At 42.2% G+C, this 19,699-nt stretch carries 21 protein-coding genes; 10 read left to right on the forward strand and 11 right to left on the reverse strand.

All coding sequences use genetic code 11. The annotated features are described in order from the left end of the window. Positions 1–5: 5 nt before the first annotated feature. From GQR93_RS13575 to GQR93_RS13585, 3 genes are all read left to right on the forward strand, one after another. Positions 6–773 carry a hypothetical protein gene (locus tag GQR93_RS13575; RefSeq protein ID WP_003550610.1) on the forward strand — a complete coding sequence of 256 codons (768 nt, stop codon included), beginning with the start codon at positions 6–8 and terminating at the stop codon, positions 771–773. Positions 774–802: 29 nt separating this feature from the next. Continuing rightward, a complete protein-coding gene (locus tag GQR93_RS13580; RefSeq protein WP_003550611.1) occupies positions 803–1,192 on the forward strand; it encodes a VOC family protein in 390 nt (129 codons plus the stop codon). A gap of 84 nt (positions 1,193–1,276) precedes the next feature. Beyond that, complete coding sequence (locus GQR93_RS13585) at positions 1,277–2,623, forward strand: glucose-6-phosphate isomerase (protein WP_040472583.1); 1,347 nt, start codon at positions 1,277–1,279, stop codon at positions 2,621–2,623. Positions 2,624–2,696: 73 nt separating this feature from the next. On the opposite strand, the gene GQR93_RS13590 is transcribed toward GQR93_RS13585, so the two are convergent. Together GQR93_RS13590 and GQR93_RS13595 are read right to left on the reverse strand one after the other, a co-directional pair. Next, on the reverse strand, positions 2,697–3,293 hold the full coding sequence (locus tag GQR93_RS13590; protein WP_225430345.1) for a TMEM175 family protein: 597 nt from the start codon (positions 3,291–3,293) through the stop codon (positions 2,697–2,699). Beyond that, a complete protein-coding gene (locus GQR93_RS13595; protein WP_003550614.1) occupies positions 3,286–3,765 on the reverse strand; it encodes an RrF2 family transcriptional regulator in 480 nt (159 codons plus the stop codon). The genes GQR93_RS13590 and GQR93_RS13595 overlap by 8 nt, the downstream gene beginning before the upstream one ends. 121 nt (positions 3,766–3,886) lie before the next feature. Here GQR93_RS13595 and GQR93_RS13600 point away from each other — a divergent pair, with 121 nt between their 5' ends. Further along, positions 3,887–4,591, forward strand: a complete 705-nt coding sequence (locus GQR93_RS13600) for an acyl-ACP thioesterase domain-containing protein (RefSeq protein WP_003550615.1) — start codon at positions 3,887–3,889, stop codon at positions 4,589–4,591. Positions 4,592–4,641: 50 nt separating this feature from the next. On the opposite strand, the gene GQR93_RS13605 is transcribed toward GQR93_RS13600, so the two are convergent. Beyond that, positions 4,642–6,066 carry an MFS transporter gene (locus GQR93_RS13605; RefSeq protein ID WP_003550616.1) on the reverse strand — a complete coding sequence of 475 codons (1,425 nt, stop codon included), beginning with the start codon at positions 6,064–6,066 and terminating at the stop codon, positions 4,642–4,644. A 131-nt stretch (positions 6,067–6,197) separates the two neighbouring features. Beyond that, the gene (locus GQR93_RS13610) at positions 6,198–7,154 is read right to left on the reverse strand and encodes a LacI family DNA-binding transcriptional regulator (protein WP_003550617.1); all 957 of its coding nucleotides are present in this window, start codon (positions 7,152–7,154) and stop codon (positions 6,198–6,200) included. A 148-nt stretch (positions 7,155–7,302) separates the two neighbouring features. Here GQR93_RS13610 and GQR93_RS13615 point away from each other — a divergent pair, with 148 nt between their 5' ends. After that, positions 7,303–7,851 (forward strand): hypothetical protein, encoded by a 549-nt coding sequence (locus GQR93_RS13615; protein WP_003550618.1) that lies wholly within the window; start codon positions 7,303–7,305, stop codon positions 7,849–7,851. Positions 7,852–8,086: 235 nt separating this feature from the next. On the opposite strand, the gene GQR93_RS13620 is transcribed toward GQR93_RS13615, so the two are convergent. The 4 genes from GQR93_RS13620 to GQR93_RS13635 form a co-directional block, all read right to left on the reverse strand. After that, the gene (locus tag GQR93_RS13620) at positions 8,087–9,415 is read right to left on the reverse strand and encodes a C1 family peptidase (protein WP_003550620.1); all 1,329 of its coding nucleotides are present in this window, start codon (positions 9,413–9,415) and stop codon (positions 8,087–8,089) included. Positions 9,416–9,556: 141 nt separating this feature from the next. Further along, the gene (locus GQR93_RS13625; RefSeq protein ID WP_003550621.1) at positions 9,557–10,069 is read right to left on the reverse strand and encodes an ECF transporter S component; all 513 of its coding nucleotides are present in this window, start codon (positions 10,067–10,069) and stop codon (positions 9,557–9,559) included. Then, a complete protein-coding gene (locus GQR93_RS13630) occupies positions 10,062–10,658 on the reverse strand; it encodes a TIGR01440 family protein (protein WP_003550622.1) in 597 nt (198 codons plus the stop codon). The genes GQR93_RS13625 and GQR93_RS13630 overlap by 8 nt, the downstream gene beginning before the upstream one ends. A gap of 2 nt (positions 10,659–10,660) precedes the next feature. After that, positions 10,661–11,524 (reverse strand): bifunctional hydroxymethylpyrimidine kinase/phosphomethylpyrimidine kinase, encoded by an 864-nt coding sequence (locus GQR93_RS13635; RefSeq protein ID WP_003550623.1) that lies wholly within the window; start codon positions 11,522–11,524, stop codon positions 10,661–10,663. Between the two features lie 191 nt (positions 11,525–11,715). Between GQR93_RS13635 and GQR93_RS13640 the strand changes: the two genes are divergently transcribed. After that, positions 11,716–12,384: a YoaK family protein gene (locus tag GQR93_RS13640; protein WP_003550624.1), complete on the forward strand. Its 669-nt coding sequence runs from the start codon at positions 11,716–11,718 to the stop codon at positions 12,382–12,384. A gap of 82 nt (positions 12,385–12,466) precedes the next feature. Here the strand turns inward: GQR93_RS13640 and GQR93_RS13645 are convergent, their stop codons facing one another. Then, a complete protein-coding gene (locus GQR93_RS13645) occupies positions 12,467–13,435 on the reverse strand; it encodes a S66 family peptidase (protein WP_003550625.1) in 969 nt (322 codons plus the stop codon). A gap of 266 nt (positions 13,436–13,701) precedes the next feature. Here GQR93_RS13645 and GQR93_RS13650 point away from each other — a divergent pair, with 266 nt between their 5' ends. Both GQR93_RS13650 and GQR93_RS13655 read left to right on the forward strand, forming a co-directional pair. Further along, positions 13,702–15,639: a metallophosphoesterase family protein gene (locus GQR93_RS13650; protein ID WP_003550626.1), complete on the forward strand. Its 1,938-nt coding sequence runs from the start codon at positions 13,702–13,704 to the stop codon at positions 15,637–15,639. Between the two features lie 187 nt (positions 15,640–15,826). Continuing rightward, entirely contained in the window at positions 15,827–16,306 is a 480-nt protein-coding gene (locus tag GQR93_RS13655; RefSeq protein ID WP_003550628.1) for a GNAT family N-acetyltransferase, read from the forward strand. A gap of 245 nt (positions 16,307–16,551) precedes the next feature. On the opposite strand, the gene GQR93_RS13660 is transcribed toward GQR93_RS13655, so the two are convergent. Both GQR93_RS13660 and GQR93_RS13665 read right to left on the reverse strand, forming a co-directional pair. Next, positions 16,552–17,010 (reverse strand): hypothetical protein, encoded by a 459-nt coding sequence (locus GQR93_RS13660; RefSeq protein ID WP_003550630.1) that lies wholly within the window; start codon positions 17,008–17,010, stop codon positions 16,552–16,554. A gap of 17 nt (positions 17,011–17,027) precedes the next feature. Then, complete coding sequence (locus tag GQR93_RS13665; protein WP_003550632.1) at positions 17,028–17,369, reverse strand: helix-turn-helix domain-containing protein; 342 nt, start codon at positions 17,367–17,369, stop codon at positions 17,028–17,030. Between the two features lie 326 nt (positions 17,370–17,695). On the opposite strand from GQR93_RS13665, the gene GQR93_RS13670 reads away from it, so the two are divergent. Together GQR93_RS13670 and GQR93_RS13675 are read left to right on the forward strand one after the other, a co-directional pair. Beyond that, positions 17,696–18,043, forward strand: a complete 348-nt coding sequence (locus tag GQR93_RS13670; RefSeq protein ID WP_003550634.1) for a hypothetical protein — start codon at positions 17,696–17,698, stop codon at positions 18,041–18,043. A gap of 179 nt (positions 18,044–18,222) precedes the next feature. Continuing rightward, positions 18,223–19,674, forward strand: coding sequence for a phage tail tip lysozyme (locus tag GQR93_RS13675; protein ID WP_003550636.1), 1,452 nt, complete (start codon positions 18,223–18,225; stop codon positions 19,672–19,674). Positions 19,675–19,699 lie beyond the last annotated feature (25 nt).

A 19,699-nucleotide genomic window follows, 5' to 3' on the forward strand; every position in this document is an offset into this window, starting at 1 on the left:
TACCCATGCAAAACAACGAGGAGGCTGAGATGAACGATTCTCAAGTATTAAATGGCCGAACGATATCGATGACCACATCGATTATTTACTTCGTCATTTCCTTAGTAATTAACTCTGCCGGAAACGTTCTGACACTTGTTACCAGCGCAAAAATCCACCCCTCCTATTTAGGATCGGCCTATTGGACAGCCGCCGAAGCCAACTTAAGTGTTGCCTTTGGGTGGAACCTGTTCTGGGCATTCCTGATTTTAGGAGTTGTCATTACAATTCTAAATGCCATTCTGGTTGGTCATTGGAGCTGGCGACGGGCTCTTGGAAATTTAATCTTCATGGTTCCCTTCTCCGCATTGATTCAAATCTTTGAAGATTTCTTTATTGGTAAATACTCATTCTTCAAAGGGCTTCCGGACGCTAATTCAACCGGAATGATTATCTTCTACATTCTGCTTAACTTCTTTGGCGTTGCGCTCATCGGAACAGCGATTTCAATCTATCAACGGGTCAATTTAGTCTTGCACCCTGCTGATGATTTAATGCAGATTCTACGTTTCAAATATTTTAAGGGAAATGCCAATGTTGCAATGTGGGCTTCTTATATTCCGCCTACAATTATGGCAATTATCGCCTTCATCATTACCAAACAATTCACAAACTTTGGTATCGGAACCATTTTTGCATTCCTATTCCAGGGTGGTATCACCGGAATCGCGGATACAAGAGTCTTTCCAAGCTTGAAACATCAGGCACTGGATGTCGGAAAATCAGAAGAATAAGTGAACGTTGATTTGAAAGGAAGCTTATCATGGCTATCAAAGATGATATTACAGGAATTCAACACGTTGGAATTCCTTCAAAAGATTTAGATAAAACAATTGCTTTTTATGAATCACTTGGTTTCGACCAGGCCGGTTTGTTCCACAACGGTGAAAATCGTTGTGCGTTCATGAGATTTGGCAACCTGACCATCGAAACATGGGAAGGCGATCCGGTGGCAATGAAGGCCGGCGCTATTAACCACATTTCATTGAATACGCCGGATGTTGAAAAAGCCTTTGCCGATGCCAAAGCACAAGGTTTGGACTTGGTTGATCATGAAATTCAATCCATTCCTTCCTTCTGGGAAAAGGGCATTCGTTATTTCAATATTCTTGGACCAAATCAAGAAACCATCGAATTTTGTCAAATTCTGTAAATAAAAGAATATTTTGAGCAATAAGCGTTTAATTTGATGATAATATTAAGTTAAGCGCTTATGTTTTCAGAGGAGGAAATTATAGTGGCACATATTTCATTTGACAGTTCAAAATTATCAAAATTCGTCCATGACAACGAGTTGGGCGAAATGCAGGCTATGGTCACCGCTGCTGATGCCGAGGTTCGTCAAGGCACCGGTGCCGGTAGTGATTTTCGGGATTGGTTAACCCTGCCCAAAGACTATGACAAAGCCGAATTTGCCCGTATCAAACAGGCAGCTAAAAAGATTCAGGGCGACTCCAAGGTTTTAGTTGTCATCGGAATTGGTGGTTCCTATCTGGGAGCCAAGATGGCCGTTGATTTTCTCAACGATACCTTCTTCAACTACCTGCCCGACGACCAGCGTGAATTCCCTCAGGTCTTCTTTGCCGGTAATTCACTCAGCCCATCGTACGTCTATGACCTGCTTCATCTCATTGGCGACCGGGACTTCTCCGTTAACGTTATTTCCAAGTCCGGTACCACCACGGAACCTTCCATTGCCTTTCGAATCTTCAAGGATAAGCTGATTCAAAAGTATGGTGCCGAAGGGGCCAAGGAACGAATTTATGCGACAACGGATAAAGCTCATGGCGCTTTGCGCCAAGAAGCCGATGCCAACGGTTATGAAACCTTCATCATCCCTGATGGTGTCGGTGGCCGTTACTCCGTACTAACACCGGTCGGCCTCCTGCCAATCGCCGTTTCCGGTGCCAGCATCGATGACCTGATGAAGGGCGCCGCTGACGCTGCCGACGCTTATACCGATCCGGATTTGACCAAGAACGAAGCCTATCAGTACGCTGCCTACCGGAATATTTTATACCGCAAGGGCTTCACAACCGAATTGCTGGAAAACTATGAACCCAACATGCAGTACCTGGCTGAATGGTGGAAGCAATTAATGGGTGAATCCGAAGGTAAGGATCAAAAAGGGATCTACCCTTCATCCGCCAACTTCACGACTGATCTGCATTCCTTAGGCCAATACATCCAGGAAGGTCTGCGAAACTTAATGGAGACCGTTGTTAAGGTTGATCATCCCAACCACGATGAGGATATTCCCAAGGAAGCGGATAACCTGGACGGCTTGAAGTATTTGGAAGGCCGAACCATGGACTTTGCCAATACCAAAGCTTTTGAAGGCGTGGTCCTGGCCCATACCGACGGTAACGTTCCGAATATGAGTGTTCACATTCCGGACCAAACCCCTTACACCCTGGGATACTTGATCTACTTCTTCGAAATTGCCGTTTCAATTTCCGGCTACTTGAATGGCATCAACCCATTCAATCAACCCGGCGTTGAGGCTTACAAGACCAACATGTTTGCTTTGTTGGGCAAGCCCGGTTACGAAAAATTAGGTAAGGAATTAAATGATCGTCTCTAATTAAACATGACTAAAAATGGTAGTTAAGACAAACGTCCCTTTTGTCTTGACTGCCATTTTTTGTACTTTATTTTTATTGGCGTTCCAAGTAAAATCGAATCCCCCTGGTAATCAGGACCCTGGATAAAATTCCCAGGGCAATTGCAGCCAACAGGAACTTCGGCATCAATAAACTAACACCTATGTAAACAATGCTGATGGCAACCATCACTTTAACCGAGCGAAACTCTTCTACATCGTGTTCGATTATCCTTTGGCCATCATGACGATTCTGCTCAATGACCAGATGAAAAAGCCATAACTGTGAAACATTCACAATAAACATCAGAATGGCAAAACCAATTGCACTTTCACTGGAGATAAAGCTGCTGCTCAGCCAGGTTGTCGCAAATGGGATCAGACAAATCGGACACAGGTAATAGATATTGGCAACCATGATTTTGAAAGTCGTTGTTTTTAACGTTGTAAACAATTCTTGATGCAGTACCCAATACTGGGCAACCACACCGAAACTAATCAGGTAGGATAATAGCTGCATCATCAGACGCTGAATTTCATAGTCGGAAATATTTGCCATGGGCGCTTTAATATCCAGCACCATAATGGTTAAAACAACCGCAAACACCCCGTCAGAGATTGCTTCCATTCTGGATTTGGAATTTCTAAACATGTCGATCATCACCTATCCGATTCCAGTCAATTGGCTGTCTGTGGGTGCCATCCGGATTAATCAGTAAGGCCCCTAAGTTTTCCTTTTTTAATCCGGACTTAAATTGCGTTTCTGCTCTACCAATCTGGTCAAAAATCTTTTTTTCCTGTACTTCCACAAACTGATCATCAAAGAAAATCCGACTGGCGATTCCGGTTGATTTAATAATCGGAGACGGTCCTTCAATAGCATTGTAAACATCGAGAAGCGTCATCCGATTAATATCATAGGAGAGAGAAAAGCCACCGCCCTTTCCAGCCTCAGAGCTAATCAGACCGCCTACCACCATTTGGTGCAACACCTTTTTTAGATACGAATCCGAAACACCCAACCGATTACTGATGACAACACTTCTTAACGGCATATGATCCTTGCTTAACGCTAACATTAATAAAATACAGACTGCCTGCTCAAAACTACTTTTTAATTTCAAAATGACTATTGTCCCTTCCTGACGATTTACTAACTATAGACATTTTCTATCTATAGATGTATATTATCGATGTATCCACTTAAAATCAAGTTTAAAGAATCATTCATCATACTAAGAGAAGGTGAACCCGTTGTTTAAAATTAAAAGTCATATTCACTTATCCGACGTCGGGCAGGACGCCAAAATCAGATTGGGTAATCTAGTCGATAAATTTCAAAATGCCGGCTGGATACATTTTCAAGAGCTTCAAAAACGATTACCCAGCATGGATCCCCGCCTACTTTACTTTGTCGTTTCACAAAAAGTTGATATCCATACAGTCCCCTCGCTTAACGAACCAGTTGTACTCCAATCATTCATCACGGATGCAAACCGATTTAAAATAACCCGTTTGGTTGAAATCCGTGATGCTGCAAAGAAATTGATTGCCAGCCAAATTGAAGATGCCTTTGTTGTTAATAAGCTAACCGGGAAAATTGCCAGACTGCCGGAAAACTACCCCATTCACTTAATGGTAGACGATCTCAAGAAACTAACTTTTCACCGTGATAAGATCGATGTGCCGGCAGGCGGACACCAAACCGAGTCAAACTTCCGGGTGCTGCCACGAGATGTCGATAATTATGGGCATATGAATAATGCCCGATATTTGGATCTCATTGCCGAGCATCCTGATCGCATCAGGGAAGTCTCCATCAATTATCTTCATCCGGCAAAATTGGGCATGGAGCTTGAGTACCTTCGAACACAAGTGGACCAGTCCGTCTTTTATACCGTTCGTAATGGCAAACAGATCATGTCCAAAATTAAATTAGCCCTTAAATAACCAAAAACACGCTGTCGGTTGCCTAAAGCAATCACAGCGTGTTTCTTTGACTAAGTCCGTTGCTTTCTTCTTAATACAATACCCAGTAAGATAATCGCGGTCAAAATTAGTCCCAGTGAAAAGGCATAGGCATAATGCATGCCAAATACAAACCAGTCGGGATGCATATCTGGATAAGTGGTCATCCGTTGGCCGGCTTTCAAGCTTATGCCATGATAAAGTAACGATGTTGCCAGTGCCAGTCCCATTGACATGCCAAGATTTCGACCTAATGCCGCAATTGATCCGGCAATGCCTTGAAATTCCGGTGCCGCATTTCCCATAATCATCGGATTATTCTGAAAAGCACCATTTGCACACCCGAAGAGTGCCAGTCCGACCACCAACCAGAGGATTGACCATTGTGGCGTCACTAAAATAAAGATGATCTCCGGTACAATGAAAATAAACAAGGCAAAAAAGGAGACTTTTTCCGCACCAATATGGTCGGAAATTGCTCCACCGGTTGGCGCACTGACAATGTTAACAATTGGCACGGCCATTAAAATCAATCCCGCAATGCCGGAGGACAGCAACAAGCGATCCTGCAAATAAAACGGCATAATAACGTTATTAAAATAACCGCACATGTAGACCAACATCGCTGATAAAATACCAAAACTAAACCCCAGGTTATGAAAAATGCTAAGATTAATAAGCGGTTCTTTCTGATGCCGTTCAATCAGAATAAAGATTACCAGAAAAATCACTGTTAAACTCATCAGGCCGATAATCTTCCAGTGACCGAACCCAATCATTTGTCCAAGAAAGATCATGACAAAAAAGCTGAGAATCATGCCGGCATACGATAAGAATCCCGGCACATCTATCTTGGGACGTCCGTGAACCGGCTTTGACCGTGGAAAGAAATGATGTCCCAAGAAAAACGCGATAATGCCAATCGGAACGTTGACAAAAAAGATATAGTGCCAATTGGCAAAACTAAGAATCAAACCGCCAACACCGGGGCCGGCAATATTACCAACCTGTACAAACGAACTGTTAACGCCCAGCGCCAGCCCATGACGGCTTAAAGGAAAAATATCGGTAATGATACCAAAATTGGTCGACATCGTCATTGACGCACCAAGTGCTTGTAACGCCCGTGATGCAAGAATAGTTGGCAGGTTAACGCTCAATCCACAGGCCAGCGACCCCAATACAAAGATAATCGTTCCGATTTGAAAAATCCGAATTCGTCCTACCTGGTCTGATAACTTACCAAAGAAGATCAGCAGGACACATATCAATACCAAATAAACCGATACGATCCACTCAGCTTGATTGTTGGGTACCCGCAAATCCCGAGACATTTTTGGGACCGCAATGTTAACAATGCTGGCATCAATCGTTGACATAAAGGACACAATTGAGGTCGACATTAATAAAACCCATTGATTCTGACGCTGCACAAAATCTCCTCCGATCTGATTCATTCAATAAATGATAAGAGCGGTTGAGACAACATCCTCTTTGCCCAGCCTCTCTTTGTTTAACGTTGACTAGTATTTAATTTAAAGACAGGATCAACGAATCCGCTTAGTCCCCCATTTACCACGACGATGCTTTAGATGCTATGTTCCACGATTGTGTGTTTCACACGGGCTTCGATCTGATTTTCAAATAGCAGTTGAACCGCAGCCTGCCCCATTTCTTTTGGATGCAGGTCAACGGAATGAAAGTGTTGATCCGTCAACTCATTGGGTAACGAGTTATTATAACCGACAACCTCAATTTCTTTATCCGGATGAAGCGTTTTAAATCGATGGTAGATCTTCAAACCCGTATAGTCATCAGTCGCAACAACGCCGTCCATTTGCGGATTTTCCTTAATTAACCGATCCAATTGATGCTCATCTTCATCGGGAACCGCAAAAATAACCGGTTTGCGATTGGTTTGCGACATTTCGCGAAGATACCCTTCCCGTCTATCCAATTCATAGGGCCAGCCATTGGGTGATTCCGCAAAGATCGGGTTGGAAACATGGTATCGTTCCATTAGAAAACGGGTACCGTCCGCACCGGCTTTGACATTATTATTGTCGACATAAAGCCATTTTTGACCTGCCGCAGGCTTACCAATTGTCACAAAGGTTACCGGTTGTTTGCGTAACAGTTCAATAACCGGATCATTGATATGTGAATAGAGTAGGATGAACCGTTTAATCTGGGCTCTGGTGATCATTGATTTAACATTTTCAAGAACCTGTTCCGTTGAATTTCCGATCGCAACAGACAGGACATAATTTTTAGATGTCAGTTCTTCATTGATTCCCCGCAGCAGGCCGACATAGAAAATGTTATCAACCACCCGATTATTCACCGGAAAGACAACCCCCACCGCATTGGCTTCCTGATTTGTTAAATTTCTGGCATTATAGTTTGGCTGATAGCCAAGTTCCTGTGCCATTTTTTTGACGCGTTTTCGAGTATGAATACTAATTCTTTGATTATCATTAAGTGCCCGAGAGACGGTGGAAACTGATAATCCCATCTTCTTGGCAATATCACGAATGGTTGCCATAACTATCTTCCTATCTACATTAATTTGTATACTATATTTCTAAATTGCGAACGTGTTAAGATTTCGTTTCTTTTATTAATATTCGAACATACGACTAGATTTTGCAAGTGTTGTGTGATAATTTCATCTATATGAGGTGATTACGAATATGAAAACAAGCAAATCATTAGCTGTGATTCTGATAACAACCGCAGGATTAGGACTTGTCCTGGCAGGTTGCGGCAAATCTTCCAACAAAGGCTCAAATCCAACAAGTAAAACCAGCATGCAAAACCCGACTAAGGATAAAACTGCTAAGGAAGCATTAACTTCCAACGATAATCTTTGGTATATGAACGGCTCAATTAATTATAAGAGTAAAACCGGTATTGACGCTTATAAATTTGATAAGGCTCACAATACCGTTACAATTTACAGCGTCGGTAAGATGTACAAAACCTATGACGATGCTAAAAAAGCAAATGACTTGGATAAACAAGGAACACTGAAATATTCCTTTAAGAATGATTCCGCAGAAAATCCGGTTATTTATATGAAGGGAAAGCTTTCGGATATCCCAATGGATCAAACCGTTTCTGTTAAGGGAAAGGTTTCCGGAAAGTATCACGCATCTGATTTGAAGGTTTCCGGTTTTAAAGTTGTCCGCAATCTGGATAACGATGACGCTAAACAAGTCTTGGTAACACCGGGTCATTAAACGGCACCGTTTATATTTAATAAAGGAGGTTGGGATAGCATTGTCCCAATCTTCTTTGCTTTTATCCTTAGAAATCCCCTGCCTAAAAGCTGTTCTTGGTCAAAAGCCAACCAACTGATGGTTTATTCTTAAAAGCTGTTACAAAAAAGGCACTACCAACAAGATATGACCTCAATTGTCAACGTCAATATCCCCAAGTAGTGACTTCTATTTTAGTATCATGTTCTATTCGAAGCTAGGCCAAAGAATCCCAAGCCGGCAGTTCAACCGGCGCTGTCTCAAGTATTGCTTGTTGTGCTTTTGTTAAGTACTTCTTGTGGACAACAACTTCATATACATAATCATTCATCCAGCTATCGGCCATTGTAAAGTATCCTTTTTCACCATTCTTATCGCCCCAGGAATTCTCAACCTTCCATTTAGTCGGTTGATCCTGTTCATCCAAATCAACGCCCGTCAGCGTCATCGCATGTGATACAGCTGCCTGGTGATAAGCCATTCTCTTGGCTTTATCCATTTCCAGGTTCACATCAAATAATTCGGAATAACGGTATAGGTGACTATCCAGATAACCCTTCTTACGATCCATCTGTTCCAAAACGTCGTTGCCGAACCAAACGGCTTCACCATCTTTTAGTTGGGCAATGGCTGTTTGCTTTAAAACGGCCATTGGCAGATTCAAAAATTGAATCTGCTTGCCACCTGCGACATTGTCCTGGCTTGGCAGTGAATATAATCGATCAAAATCCTTATCCGGCGAATTGGAAATGACCACGTAATCGTCCAGATCAACCCCGAAATATTGATCATAAAATTGTTGTGGCGTTAATCCCGAAATTTTATGATAGGCTTTGTCATCATCCCTATAAGAAAAGTTGACCGTGGTTGGCGGTTCACCGAATGAGTACGCTGCTATTCGATAAACTTCGCTTAACATTTTCTGACGGGCAGCAGCAACTTCATCATCGGATTTACCGGCATTCACCAAATCGCGAAGTACCATTCCGTCAATCCGTAACTTACGATCCATAACGGCATCGAACGCACCGGTATTCTCAACGTTACTGGTTTCGGGATAGGCGCTTACCGGCACAACCCCGTACTTTTGAACCAATGCAGCTGCCATCGCCCATTGACCGCCGTCTTCACCGGGCATCCCCAAATAAAAGGCAACTTCGCGGTCATTTGTCGGCCGATCAGCAGTCGCAATCATCCGGCTATAATAAATATTGGCCCGTTCGATTTTATCCCAAAAGAATAAGTACTTTTGAGACAGGTTAAAGTCCTTAATTTTGTACTTTTTAGCAAAACCGTGTCTCAGTGTATTCACTAATGAAAACAACCAACAACGTCCGCTCTGCTTTTGATTGGTAACCGATCCAGTCTGCAAATCAACTGAAAATACCGGATCCAGCCGTACTTGGGCATCCGGATCCTGGGCGGCCTGATTAATGCCGTTTTGTGTGATCACCCGAGAGAGTATGTCGCTTTTAGGTGCCTTTACAAAATCTTCATGCAGCTGGGCAAAGTCTGCTTTCCCCAGTGAATCGTCAATTTCAGCCATTAATAAAGCCTCCTGTAAAAAATTTGAATTGTTAATATTGTAGTGCTTTTACGCCAATTCGGCAATTAAGCACATAAATGGTTATTTAAGACACCCTATCGAAAAAATCGGCAACCTCTTACGGTTACCGATTTATGAAACTCAACTATGAATTCTCTTTCGTAAAAACGGTGTAACAGCGAGGGCGATGACCGCACCAACCAATCCTTGAATGGTGTTGGTAAACATTCCTAAGAAGCCAGCAGAAAAGGTATATAAGATACTGTCAGCGAAGAAGTAGCCGATCACCATAACGACGGCCGCAACCAAAACGGCAATCACATCAACGACCTTTTTTGTACTGCGGTTCTTAATCCAACCGGCAATCAGTCCTTCAAGACCGTGAACAATAAATGAAAAAATAGCATAATTACTATATCCGGAAAGAATATCCAATAAAAAGCCGCTCAACGCGCCAACTGTTCCGCCCACTTTAGGGCCCAAGAGTAAGGCGCTGATTAAAATCCCGCCATCACATAAATTAATGTTTCCGTGGGTTCCGGGAATCGGAATCGGCGGAATCCCCATACTGACTGCCAGAGTGACTGCGACAAACATCGCCGTTAAAATGACTGTCCTAAACTGCGTTCGTTGACCAACACTTTTATTATCCATTATTTTGACTCCCTTCTAAAAGATAATCTTTGGTGTTCTCCTCGGTAAAATCATACCGGGCACGTTCTCCGCCAATCAATTTTGGCCTTGATGACAAGCATACCACATTGGCTGCTCCGACTTTTCTGTGAGCCATCCGTACCGGGATCTGAACAAACTTCACGTGCATGCCGATTTCGGTTCCACCAATATCAATGCCGCCAAAAGCAGTAATGTGTTCTACTTCAACCGGATCGGTCATTCGTTGATAAGCAGCTACTTGTGTCCCACCGCCCGCGTGAATGGCCGGCACAACGGAGACAACCTCCAAGCGATGCTGTTCGGCCACGTCACGTTCAACTAATAATGCCCGATTAATGTGTTCACATCCTTGGATGGCCATGTGAATACCACGGGGTAAAAGGAATTCCTCCAATGTTTCCACGACCGCTTTGCCAACATCCAAGCGTGAATTGGTGCCTTTCCAGTCACCGCTGATTTCACTGGTACTGCAGCCGACAACAAAAATACCATTTTTAGGAAACGTTACTTTGTCAAAGTATTCAGTTAGTACGTCACTTAAATTATGTTTGATCGTTGTCAATGCCATTTTTAGAGTTCCCCTCTCTTCTGCCCCAATGTGAACTTGGTCACATCATTCAAAGTCTTTGTTAAATCCAGTCCATATTTGCGCCTGTCGACATTCAGCTTGGCTGTTTGGGCCACGGCTTCATATGTGCCAAAGACCGAACGTTGGACAGCACTTTCAAATCCAACACCAAAGTTAAGGTAGCCGCTCAATAAAGCAGAGAATAGATCACCAGTCCCGTAAAAGTGGCCTGACACAAAAGGTGAGCCATTCCATGCCAGCTTACCATTGTGGCTGAAACACGATCCCATCCCAGCATCCCTGCGAATACCGGTCACCACAACCCGGATAGGATGAACAACGGTCTTTTTAAAAACAGCCAATGCCGATAAAATGTCTCGATCACTGGAATCCGGTGTTAACCGTGTCCCGGTCAAAAGTCCCAGTTCCGTGGCATTAGGCGTGATGACAGTCGCCGTTTCGATCAGTCCCCTTATGGCGTCAAGATAATGATCATCAAAACCGTCATACATCGTTCCCCGGTCTCCAAGGACAGGGTCGATCACAACGTGGTTCATTTTCGATGTCCGCAAAAGGGTTGTCAGTAAATCAACCGTTGCCGAGCTACCAACGTATCCCACCAGGGCAGCCTTCAGATTCAAATCCGGGATTGTCTGCCAGTGTTTCACCGTTTGCTCAATCCAGTCATCGGATTTCGAAACAACGGGTTTGCCAAAGCCTTCAGTCTGAGTGGAAAGCACCTCCGTGGGAATCGCTGCTGTTTGAATTCCAAATCCTGAAAGCACTGAGATTGCTGCCGTCATTGACATCCTCCCAACCGCAGAGAAATCTTCAGCTACTAAAATACTTGATTCAGAAATCATCATCAGCCCCCATTTATTATTTCTGACGCTTATTGTACCGCAAAAAACTTAGAAATTAATATTTCACACAGAAAATGTCATATTTTCTCACGAAAAGTAGATTCATTATACCAAGTTTTCGGAGAAAGTGAGAGAATTAATTCATCATTTAATTTTTAAGGATAAAAATATATCGTCAGGGGGGCATTTGTTTCATGACTTTTTCAACAAAAAACAGTCTGACTACTTTATTGCAAACATTTATTATGGGCTCGATTGACGCGTACACATTTCAAAACTTTGACGGGTCGTTCGTCAGTGCCCAAACCGGAAATTTGGTGGTGTTCGCATACGAACTTGCTTCAAAAGGTTGGCATACCGCTTATATCCGAGTACCAGTGTTAATCGGCTTTTTGCTGGGTGCCTTTATTTCCCAAGCCTGCAAGCATTTAAAATTAAGTACGGATCGCCGCTTCTCAATCTTTTTATTATTAAGTGTTATCTTTTTGGGGCTGTTTTACGGATCGATGTTCACCTCAATCAATGAATTAAACATGCTTTTTACCCTGGGATTATTTTCGGGGTACGAACTGACTGTTTTTAATAAGATCGGTGGAACCAGCGTTAATAATGCGATTATGACCGGCAACCTAAAAAACTTTTCAAACAACGTTTACGAAGCACTATTTAGCCGTGATCATGCGGCGTTGATTAAAGCGGGGCAATTTCTAAGCGGTATCTGTATGTTTATATTAGGCATTCTATTCAGTACGTATGCTTTAAAAGCCAACGGTACAAACGTATTCCTGTGTGCTCTGGTTATTAATATCATATTATTAATTATCGTCACTATTATAAAAGAAAAGAAGCCTCAACAAGATTAGGATTCTTTTAGGACAAACGTCATTCCTACCGATAGGCACATGCCAAACGCCTAAATAACCGTATGTTGGATATATTCCATATCTAAAAATCTGAAAACGTGGCTGTGCCTTCTTCTGCATCAATCACAGCCTGGGCTCCCAAAGGCGTTGTCATCATCGGAGTTGTATGACAAGAATCATAATCATAAATGATAGGAAGCCGCTGATTATTTAATACTTCCAGCAAAATATCAATTGGCCGACGCTGAGTACCAAGATCATCGAACAAAGCATGTTTTCCAAGAATAACGCCACGAACCTTATCAAAAGCGCCAGCGTCGCGAATCATCGCAAAGTTCTTTTCAACAGTTGCCGCATCTTTCTCGGCATCTTCAATAAATAACAAATCTCCGGAAACCAATTTTGGGAAATACTTCGACGCTAAAATCCCATAAATAGTGTTCAAATTACCACCTATGAGTCGACCGGATAGCCGCGTCTCGCCAATTGAGCGCCATTGATTGGGATGTTGCTTTTTAGGTCGTTCAAAATCATTCCAGTTAATTGCTTCGTCGTCCCAATACCCGGGTGCTTTAACGGTCACAGTCTCCCCTGGACGTGTCCGGATTATTTTTTCAAAATCTGTCCAAGTCTCATCCACAAAAGGCGGCCATTCACCAAATGATGCTACCAACGCCGGTCCATACAACGTCCGACAATTGGGAGCCTGCGTTCGAACCGCAAGCAACAATGCGGTTGCGTCTGAATATCCGACAACCGTTTTGGGATGTTCATTAAGATACTCATAATCCAGATAAGGCAAAACAGCATTGGTGTTTGTTCCGCCAATTGTTGCCATGATAATGTCTACCTCATCATTGTGGATCAACTGATTGACCTCAATCGCCCGATCAAGGATACTGCCGGAACGATAATAATCCCTTTTACCGGATAACGATCCGGCTACCAAACGAATGCCCTTGGTTTTTAAAAATGCCTTTGCCCGCTCAAAGCGCTTTGGTGATATTGCCGTAATAGGTGTTGATGTTGAGCAAAATCCAATAGTTATCATAAAATCGCCTCTATAATCAATATGTCAGTTGATTTGATTGTAGCATTTATTTGGGATCGCAAAAAAGGCCACTCAAATCATCTCTTTTCTTCGAGTAAATCTCATAATCATGCAGCAGTCTTAATTAAGGCAGTGAATTCGTCTCTAATACCCTCTAGCATCCCGAAAAATGATGTTAATTAACGAATTAACGATTGGCATCATACTGATAAGAACTGGTTTCCCTCAAAATCAAAGCCGTCAAAATTTAGAAAGGACATTTATTTATGGACATAACAGCAGCTCAAAATACACCTGAAGGCTATTCAATAGCCCAATCAGGCAGCTTTCGGTTTAATACGACCTGCAAGGTGCGGGAAAAACCTTTGATGAGCGATACCGGACTAACAAGCTACAACGATGGTCAATCCGTCACCTATTCCGGAAAGGAAAAACGAGACGGCCATTTCTGGCTGTCATTTATGGGAAAAGGCGGTGTAACTTTCTTTGTCCCTTACGCCAACCTATCAACCGGGATTTACTTCGGTACCGATTCCAACGCTGTTGATCCCATTAAGATAGAAGACGATCAGCCAACGCCAATGATTGGCGTTGATACCGGCGTTCCAAAGCTCAGTGGTGTTATCCCTGAATCAACACTTGCCGACTATGACTTTCCAATGTCCGGTTGGGTGACAATGTCGGAGGATGGCGCCCAAGTCCGCAGTAAACCAACATTCTTTGATAATTTAACTGACGAACGTTTTCCTAAAGATCATACTCACAAAATCAGATATGTTGGAAAGACTGCCGGATCCGATCGCATGTGGGTTAAGCTTGGTCCCAGCCGCTACCTCCCAATTGGCAAATTATCAACTCTTGGTAATGTGATCAAAATGTCCAAGGGCGGCCGCTTTGAAAAAGCAGGCTATGTCACTGACCAAAACAGTGCCCAGCCCTGGGAACAAATCTGGCCATACACTAAACCCATTGGCGGCACCAAAACGGATAAGGAATGGCACGTTATTGGTGATGTTGGTAGTCCAAACACTGCTTCTTGGGAAACCGCCAATCAGCCAATAAAAAAAGAAATTCCAAGCACAGAATTTCAACCTTCAAGTACCGAATTAAAGGCCTTAAAAACCTTTAACAAACAGGTCACGAGGAATGCTCCTTTCGATGCTGTTTATATTGCGTATATTGCCGATACCCATATTGACAGTTATCAAACACCGGCCTCTGCCGAAGTATTGCACAGCATGATGCTCATGAGTGACTATGCCAAAAAGTATGGCGTTGACCTCATGATTCATGGTGGTGACTTGAACGACGGTGCCAAGCCGCATGATCTGAGTAAGATCGATATCCAACTAGGGGTAGATGCAATGAAGCTGGGTCAACGTCCCTACATCATTTTGCAGGGAAACCACGATGATAATTCCGGATATGTTCGTGACCAGGCAGGTTATCAACTTGATCAATTAATGACAAATGAGGAAGCATGGCGCTTAAGAGCTGGTGCTCTGAATCGACCGGACAATGGCAACAATGCCGTTTATGGCACGTACAATATACCAAACAGTCAGGTAACCATCATTGTTCTAGACGGTTTTGATCAGCCGGATATTGAAACCCGGCGAACCACCCTTGGTGATGGAAACGTCCATTTTGATAGTTTCCGCCACGGTTATAGCCGTTACAGCGATCAACAATTAAATTGGTTAAAGAACGAGGCACTACCACATGTGCCGGAGGGTAATAAAGTCCTTTTTCTCAATCACATTGCGTTGGGTGGCATTAAGACCTGGCAAAATACCTGGTCTAAAGAAAATCAATTGAGTATCGATGAATACGCTAGAAATCTATTCGAGAATAACGTTGTAACCAATCGGCCCGGTTTTATAGAAAATCAACAGGTTCTAAAGGATATTATTAACTATCAGAATGCCACTCATAACGTCATCGGTTATATTTCCGGTCATACCCATCAAGATAATCAGGCACTTTATCACGGCATCCAATTTGTGACAACCACCTGTGCGATTGCGGACCGTGGTGACGGTTCAGAGAAGAACTTTAATCCACAAAATTCGGCTCGAAACCTGACCGATTTAACCAGCAATGCCTGGTCAATTTTTCGAATTAGCGCTCATTCTGGTGAAGTGGCCCAATTTAGATTCGGATGGAAAAATGATCGGTACTTCTTGCCCGGTTGGCACTTTTAAGGGTCGCCATAAATGTAACAGGGTCAATCTTCGCATAAACTCATTTTAAGGTATATAAAGATAAAGATAGCATCCAAAAAATAACTAATGTTTGGATTTCACTATATGTAGGGGATATTTTAAAATTCGGATGTATCAGCTGTCTTAGCAACTCAATAAATAATAATTATCAGGAGCTGACGTATATATGGTATGGCAAGTCGCACAACTAACACAAGAAAACGCATTGATAGTCGCTAATGATTGGCATTACGACGGAAAATATGCTTTTTATGACATGACAGCCGATCCAGAAGATTATCAGGAAATCATTAGTCCGGTATTAAGGAAAGACCATTACTATCAGGTCTTAAACGAAAATAAAACACTTGTGGGTGTTTTTGCAATTGAACCTATTGACACTGAAAAGGGCACTTATGAACTGGGATTGGGTTTGGCACCCCGACTGACAGGACAGGGACTTGGCCAAAACTTCTTAGACTTTATCCTTGATGATATTCAAAAAAACTTTTCTGTCAGTACGATTATCTTGGATGTTGCTGAATTTAACGTCAGAGCACAGAAAGTCTACCAAAAGCTTGGATTCAAAGCGGTGCGGCGGCATAGCCAAAAAACGAATTGTTCGACTTATCCTTTTATTGAAATGCGCCGAGATTTCAGAAATTAACCATCATTCATCATTCAACCTCAAAATCTAACTCACTGCTTACATTAAAGCTGTAATGGGCGCTTATTTAGAAACGTTGAGCGAGCATAAATGAAACCTATTATGATAAACAAATCCAGAAAATATATTAAGTATATTAAATATATTTTCAATTAAACTATGTGAATAAGTCGCAAAGCCGCCTTGCGCTATAATAGCCGAAAACTATTATAGCGCAGGGCGGCTTTTTAGTTATGATATTAAAATTAATCATAACGTTTAATTTTAATATCATAACTTTGACTTAAATCGAAATGATAACTGTCCCAATTAAATTCGAGTCCTTTTTTCTGTCGCCAAATACCTAATGCCTGGTATAGATATTCAACGGTTACGCCAAAATGATCAGCGGTTTCATCTGCTGAGAACCAGTGGTTGGCACAGTAAATTAAGCCATCTAAAGTGATTAATTTTTGGTGACCGCGGTCTCGCGCCTTTACTTCTTGTTTTTTATTACCAATATCTTTGGTGTCAAGAATGTCACCAGCAGTTAATAACGCATGCTCAACTTCTTCATAAGCCGTTTGCAGTAATGTCTTTGGATCCAAAGTATCGCTAAGATAGATATAGTTACCATCGGTTAATCCCTTTAACTGGCAGGGTAAATGACAAATTTCAAAATGCAATTCAGGATATTTACGTTCTAAATCTTCCAAAACATTCATAACAAACACCCCACAATCTAATTTCCACGAGCCCTTTTAAGATTCTCAATGAAATTAATCACCTGCTGCCGTTCCGAGGCAGACATTTCATGATCGACGTGCGCTGCGATTGCTTGAACATTAGCATTTGCTTGCTCTTGAGGCTCTTCAATCAGCTCACTTTTACTGACGTTAAAATATTTGGTTAATTGCTCTAAACGTTCGATTCGGGGATAGTTCTTAGCATTAATCCAGTCGGAAACCGTTGTATAGCTAATTCCCAAGTCACTGCTTAGCTGACGTCGAGTAATCCCTTTTTGACTAATTAGATGTTTTAGATTTTCGGCCAAAACAGTTCGATTATCTATTTTTTTTGCCATCAGACAGCCTCCAAACGTTCGTTCCTTATGTGAAACAGTTTAGCATAGCGCTTCTTAAAAATAAAGTTTAAACATAAAAAATAAAAGAATAAGCGTAATTTTAATTGCAATAACGATTAAATCGTCATATAATCATCGCTAAAGAACACATGTTCTTAGAGCAACACTTAGTTCCGACATCTTATGTACCGATAAGGGCAATTTTTTTACATTTGTGTACTGTTAAACGGTAATTAAATCAAAAAATGGTGTCACAAATACCCTAACAATTCGATTAGTATGACAGCCAACTCAATATGATATAAATAAAAATTAGGAAGCGAGATATGATGAAAAAGATTTCAGCTAAACAGCAACGAGCAATTGACGCACTAAAACATGATTCTGACAATCAATTATTGATCCAAAAATTACAATGGGAGTCAACTAACACCGATCATGGTGATCAAATCGAGAATAATCCTCAATTACGAGACCTAATATACACCCATGAAGTGATTAAACATTGCCTGGCGAATACCTCAGCTCCTACCAGAGCCATTATTACCGACATGTATCTCCATCAATCCGACCTTAACACTGAAGGCATTGCTCAAAAGCTACATATGACGCGCAGAACCCTTTATAATCGTCGCAAAAAATTCCTCGATGAATTGATCAGATTACTGGGTTAATTTCTCAAGAATTGCACAAAAATTGCACAAATCTTTCTCAAAGTCTGCAATCACTCCAAAAAAATCAGCCGATAATTTAGATCGTAAAGTTATGAAGCCAGCCACCAAACGAAAATCCAATCCTTAACGTTTGAGATCTGGCAAATAATTTTAACAATTATCGAAAGTGAGTGATTCAAATGGCAACAAACGAAGTTGCAGATATTTCAAGTTATCAGGACGATTCTGTCAGTTTCATGCAGAGTTTAGCCCAATATGCAAAAAGTGTCATCGTTAAAATTACGGAAGGCTCTGAGAATGGTGACGCCTATGTCAATCCGAAAGCCAAAGCTCAAGTGGCAAATGGATTTAAAGTTTTTAAAGCCGTCGGGGCCTATCACTATTTAAAGGCTAACTCACAAAAATACGGAGCAGCCGATCCGGTTAATGAAGCCAAGTGGTTTATTAAAAACCTGGAAGCCGTTGGTTTGAATAAAAAGACCGTTTGTGCCGTTGATGTCGAGGACGCTTCTCTAATGGAAAATACTACCCAAGATGTCAATACGTTTCTGCAGTATATGGATCAACAGGGCTACCAAAATCTAGTGGTTTATGGCTCAGCCAGTTGGTTTAATTCCGGACGGATTGAAAAAGCTAATCTGTTTAAAAATGCGCCCATTTGGGTAGCTTCATATGGCTCAAATGAACCCGGTGTCGACAATGCCAGCGCTTGGCAATATACCGATAACGGACATGGGTTACATGTTGACTTCAGTTACGATTTCAAAGGCATTCTTTTGGGCGATGCCAGCGGTAATCAAGGCACTACTACCGGTGGCGGTAGTACAACGCCAACCACACCAACAGATGCGTTGCACCAACATGCTCAACAAGTTTATACGTATTTAAACAAAAAAGGATTATCTGACGCGGCTATTTGTGGTATTTTAGGGAATTTTCAGCATGAATCAAATATTAACCCGAACCAATGGCAAATTGGTATGCCCCAAACCTGGTCAATGAATTCATCAACTGGTTATGGGATTGCCCAGTTTACGCCAGCCGGTAAAATTAAAGTCTATGCCGATAAAGTCGGCAAAGCGGTTAGTGATATCAATGTTCAGCTGGACTATATCTGGAATCAGGTTACCGCAACCGGCGGTTTCTACGGCGGTTCGAAGTCCTTTAAACAATTTGCCCATGATACCGATCCCAAAGTAGCCGCTTTAGACTTCCTGCAAGGCTATGAAATGCATTCAGCTTCCACTGATGCCCTTGCTGATCGTCAAAAGAACGCTGAAACTTGGTGGGCTATTTACAATAAAGGGAATGCCGGAACGTATGGTGATGGTAGTTCCACCGGTGGAACCACCACGTCAACTCCGGATGGCTACACAATTCAAAGTTCAGGAACCTTTACCTTTAATACCAACTGTAAAGTTCGCAATAAACCGCTGATGAGCGATCCGGGACTTGCGACTTATAAGGCCGGTCAAGCTGTCAATTATGATCAAAAAGAGAAAAATGACAACCACTATTGGTTATCTTATTTAGGCAGTGCCGGTACTCGTCATTATGTTCCCTATGCCAACATCTCTAAAGGCACCTACTTCGGTACCGATACCCATCCGGGTGACCCAGTGAAACTGTAATCAAGCAAATTCGTCGCCCTCCAAA

It is taken from the genome of Lentilactobacillus hilgardii (assembly GCF_009832765.1).
GTDB lineage: Bacteria > Bacillota > Bacilli > Lactobacillales > Lactobacillaceae > Lentilactobacillus > Lentilactobacillus hilgardii.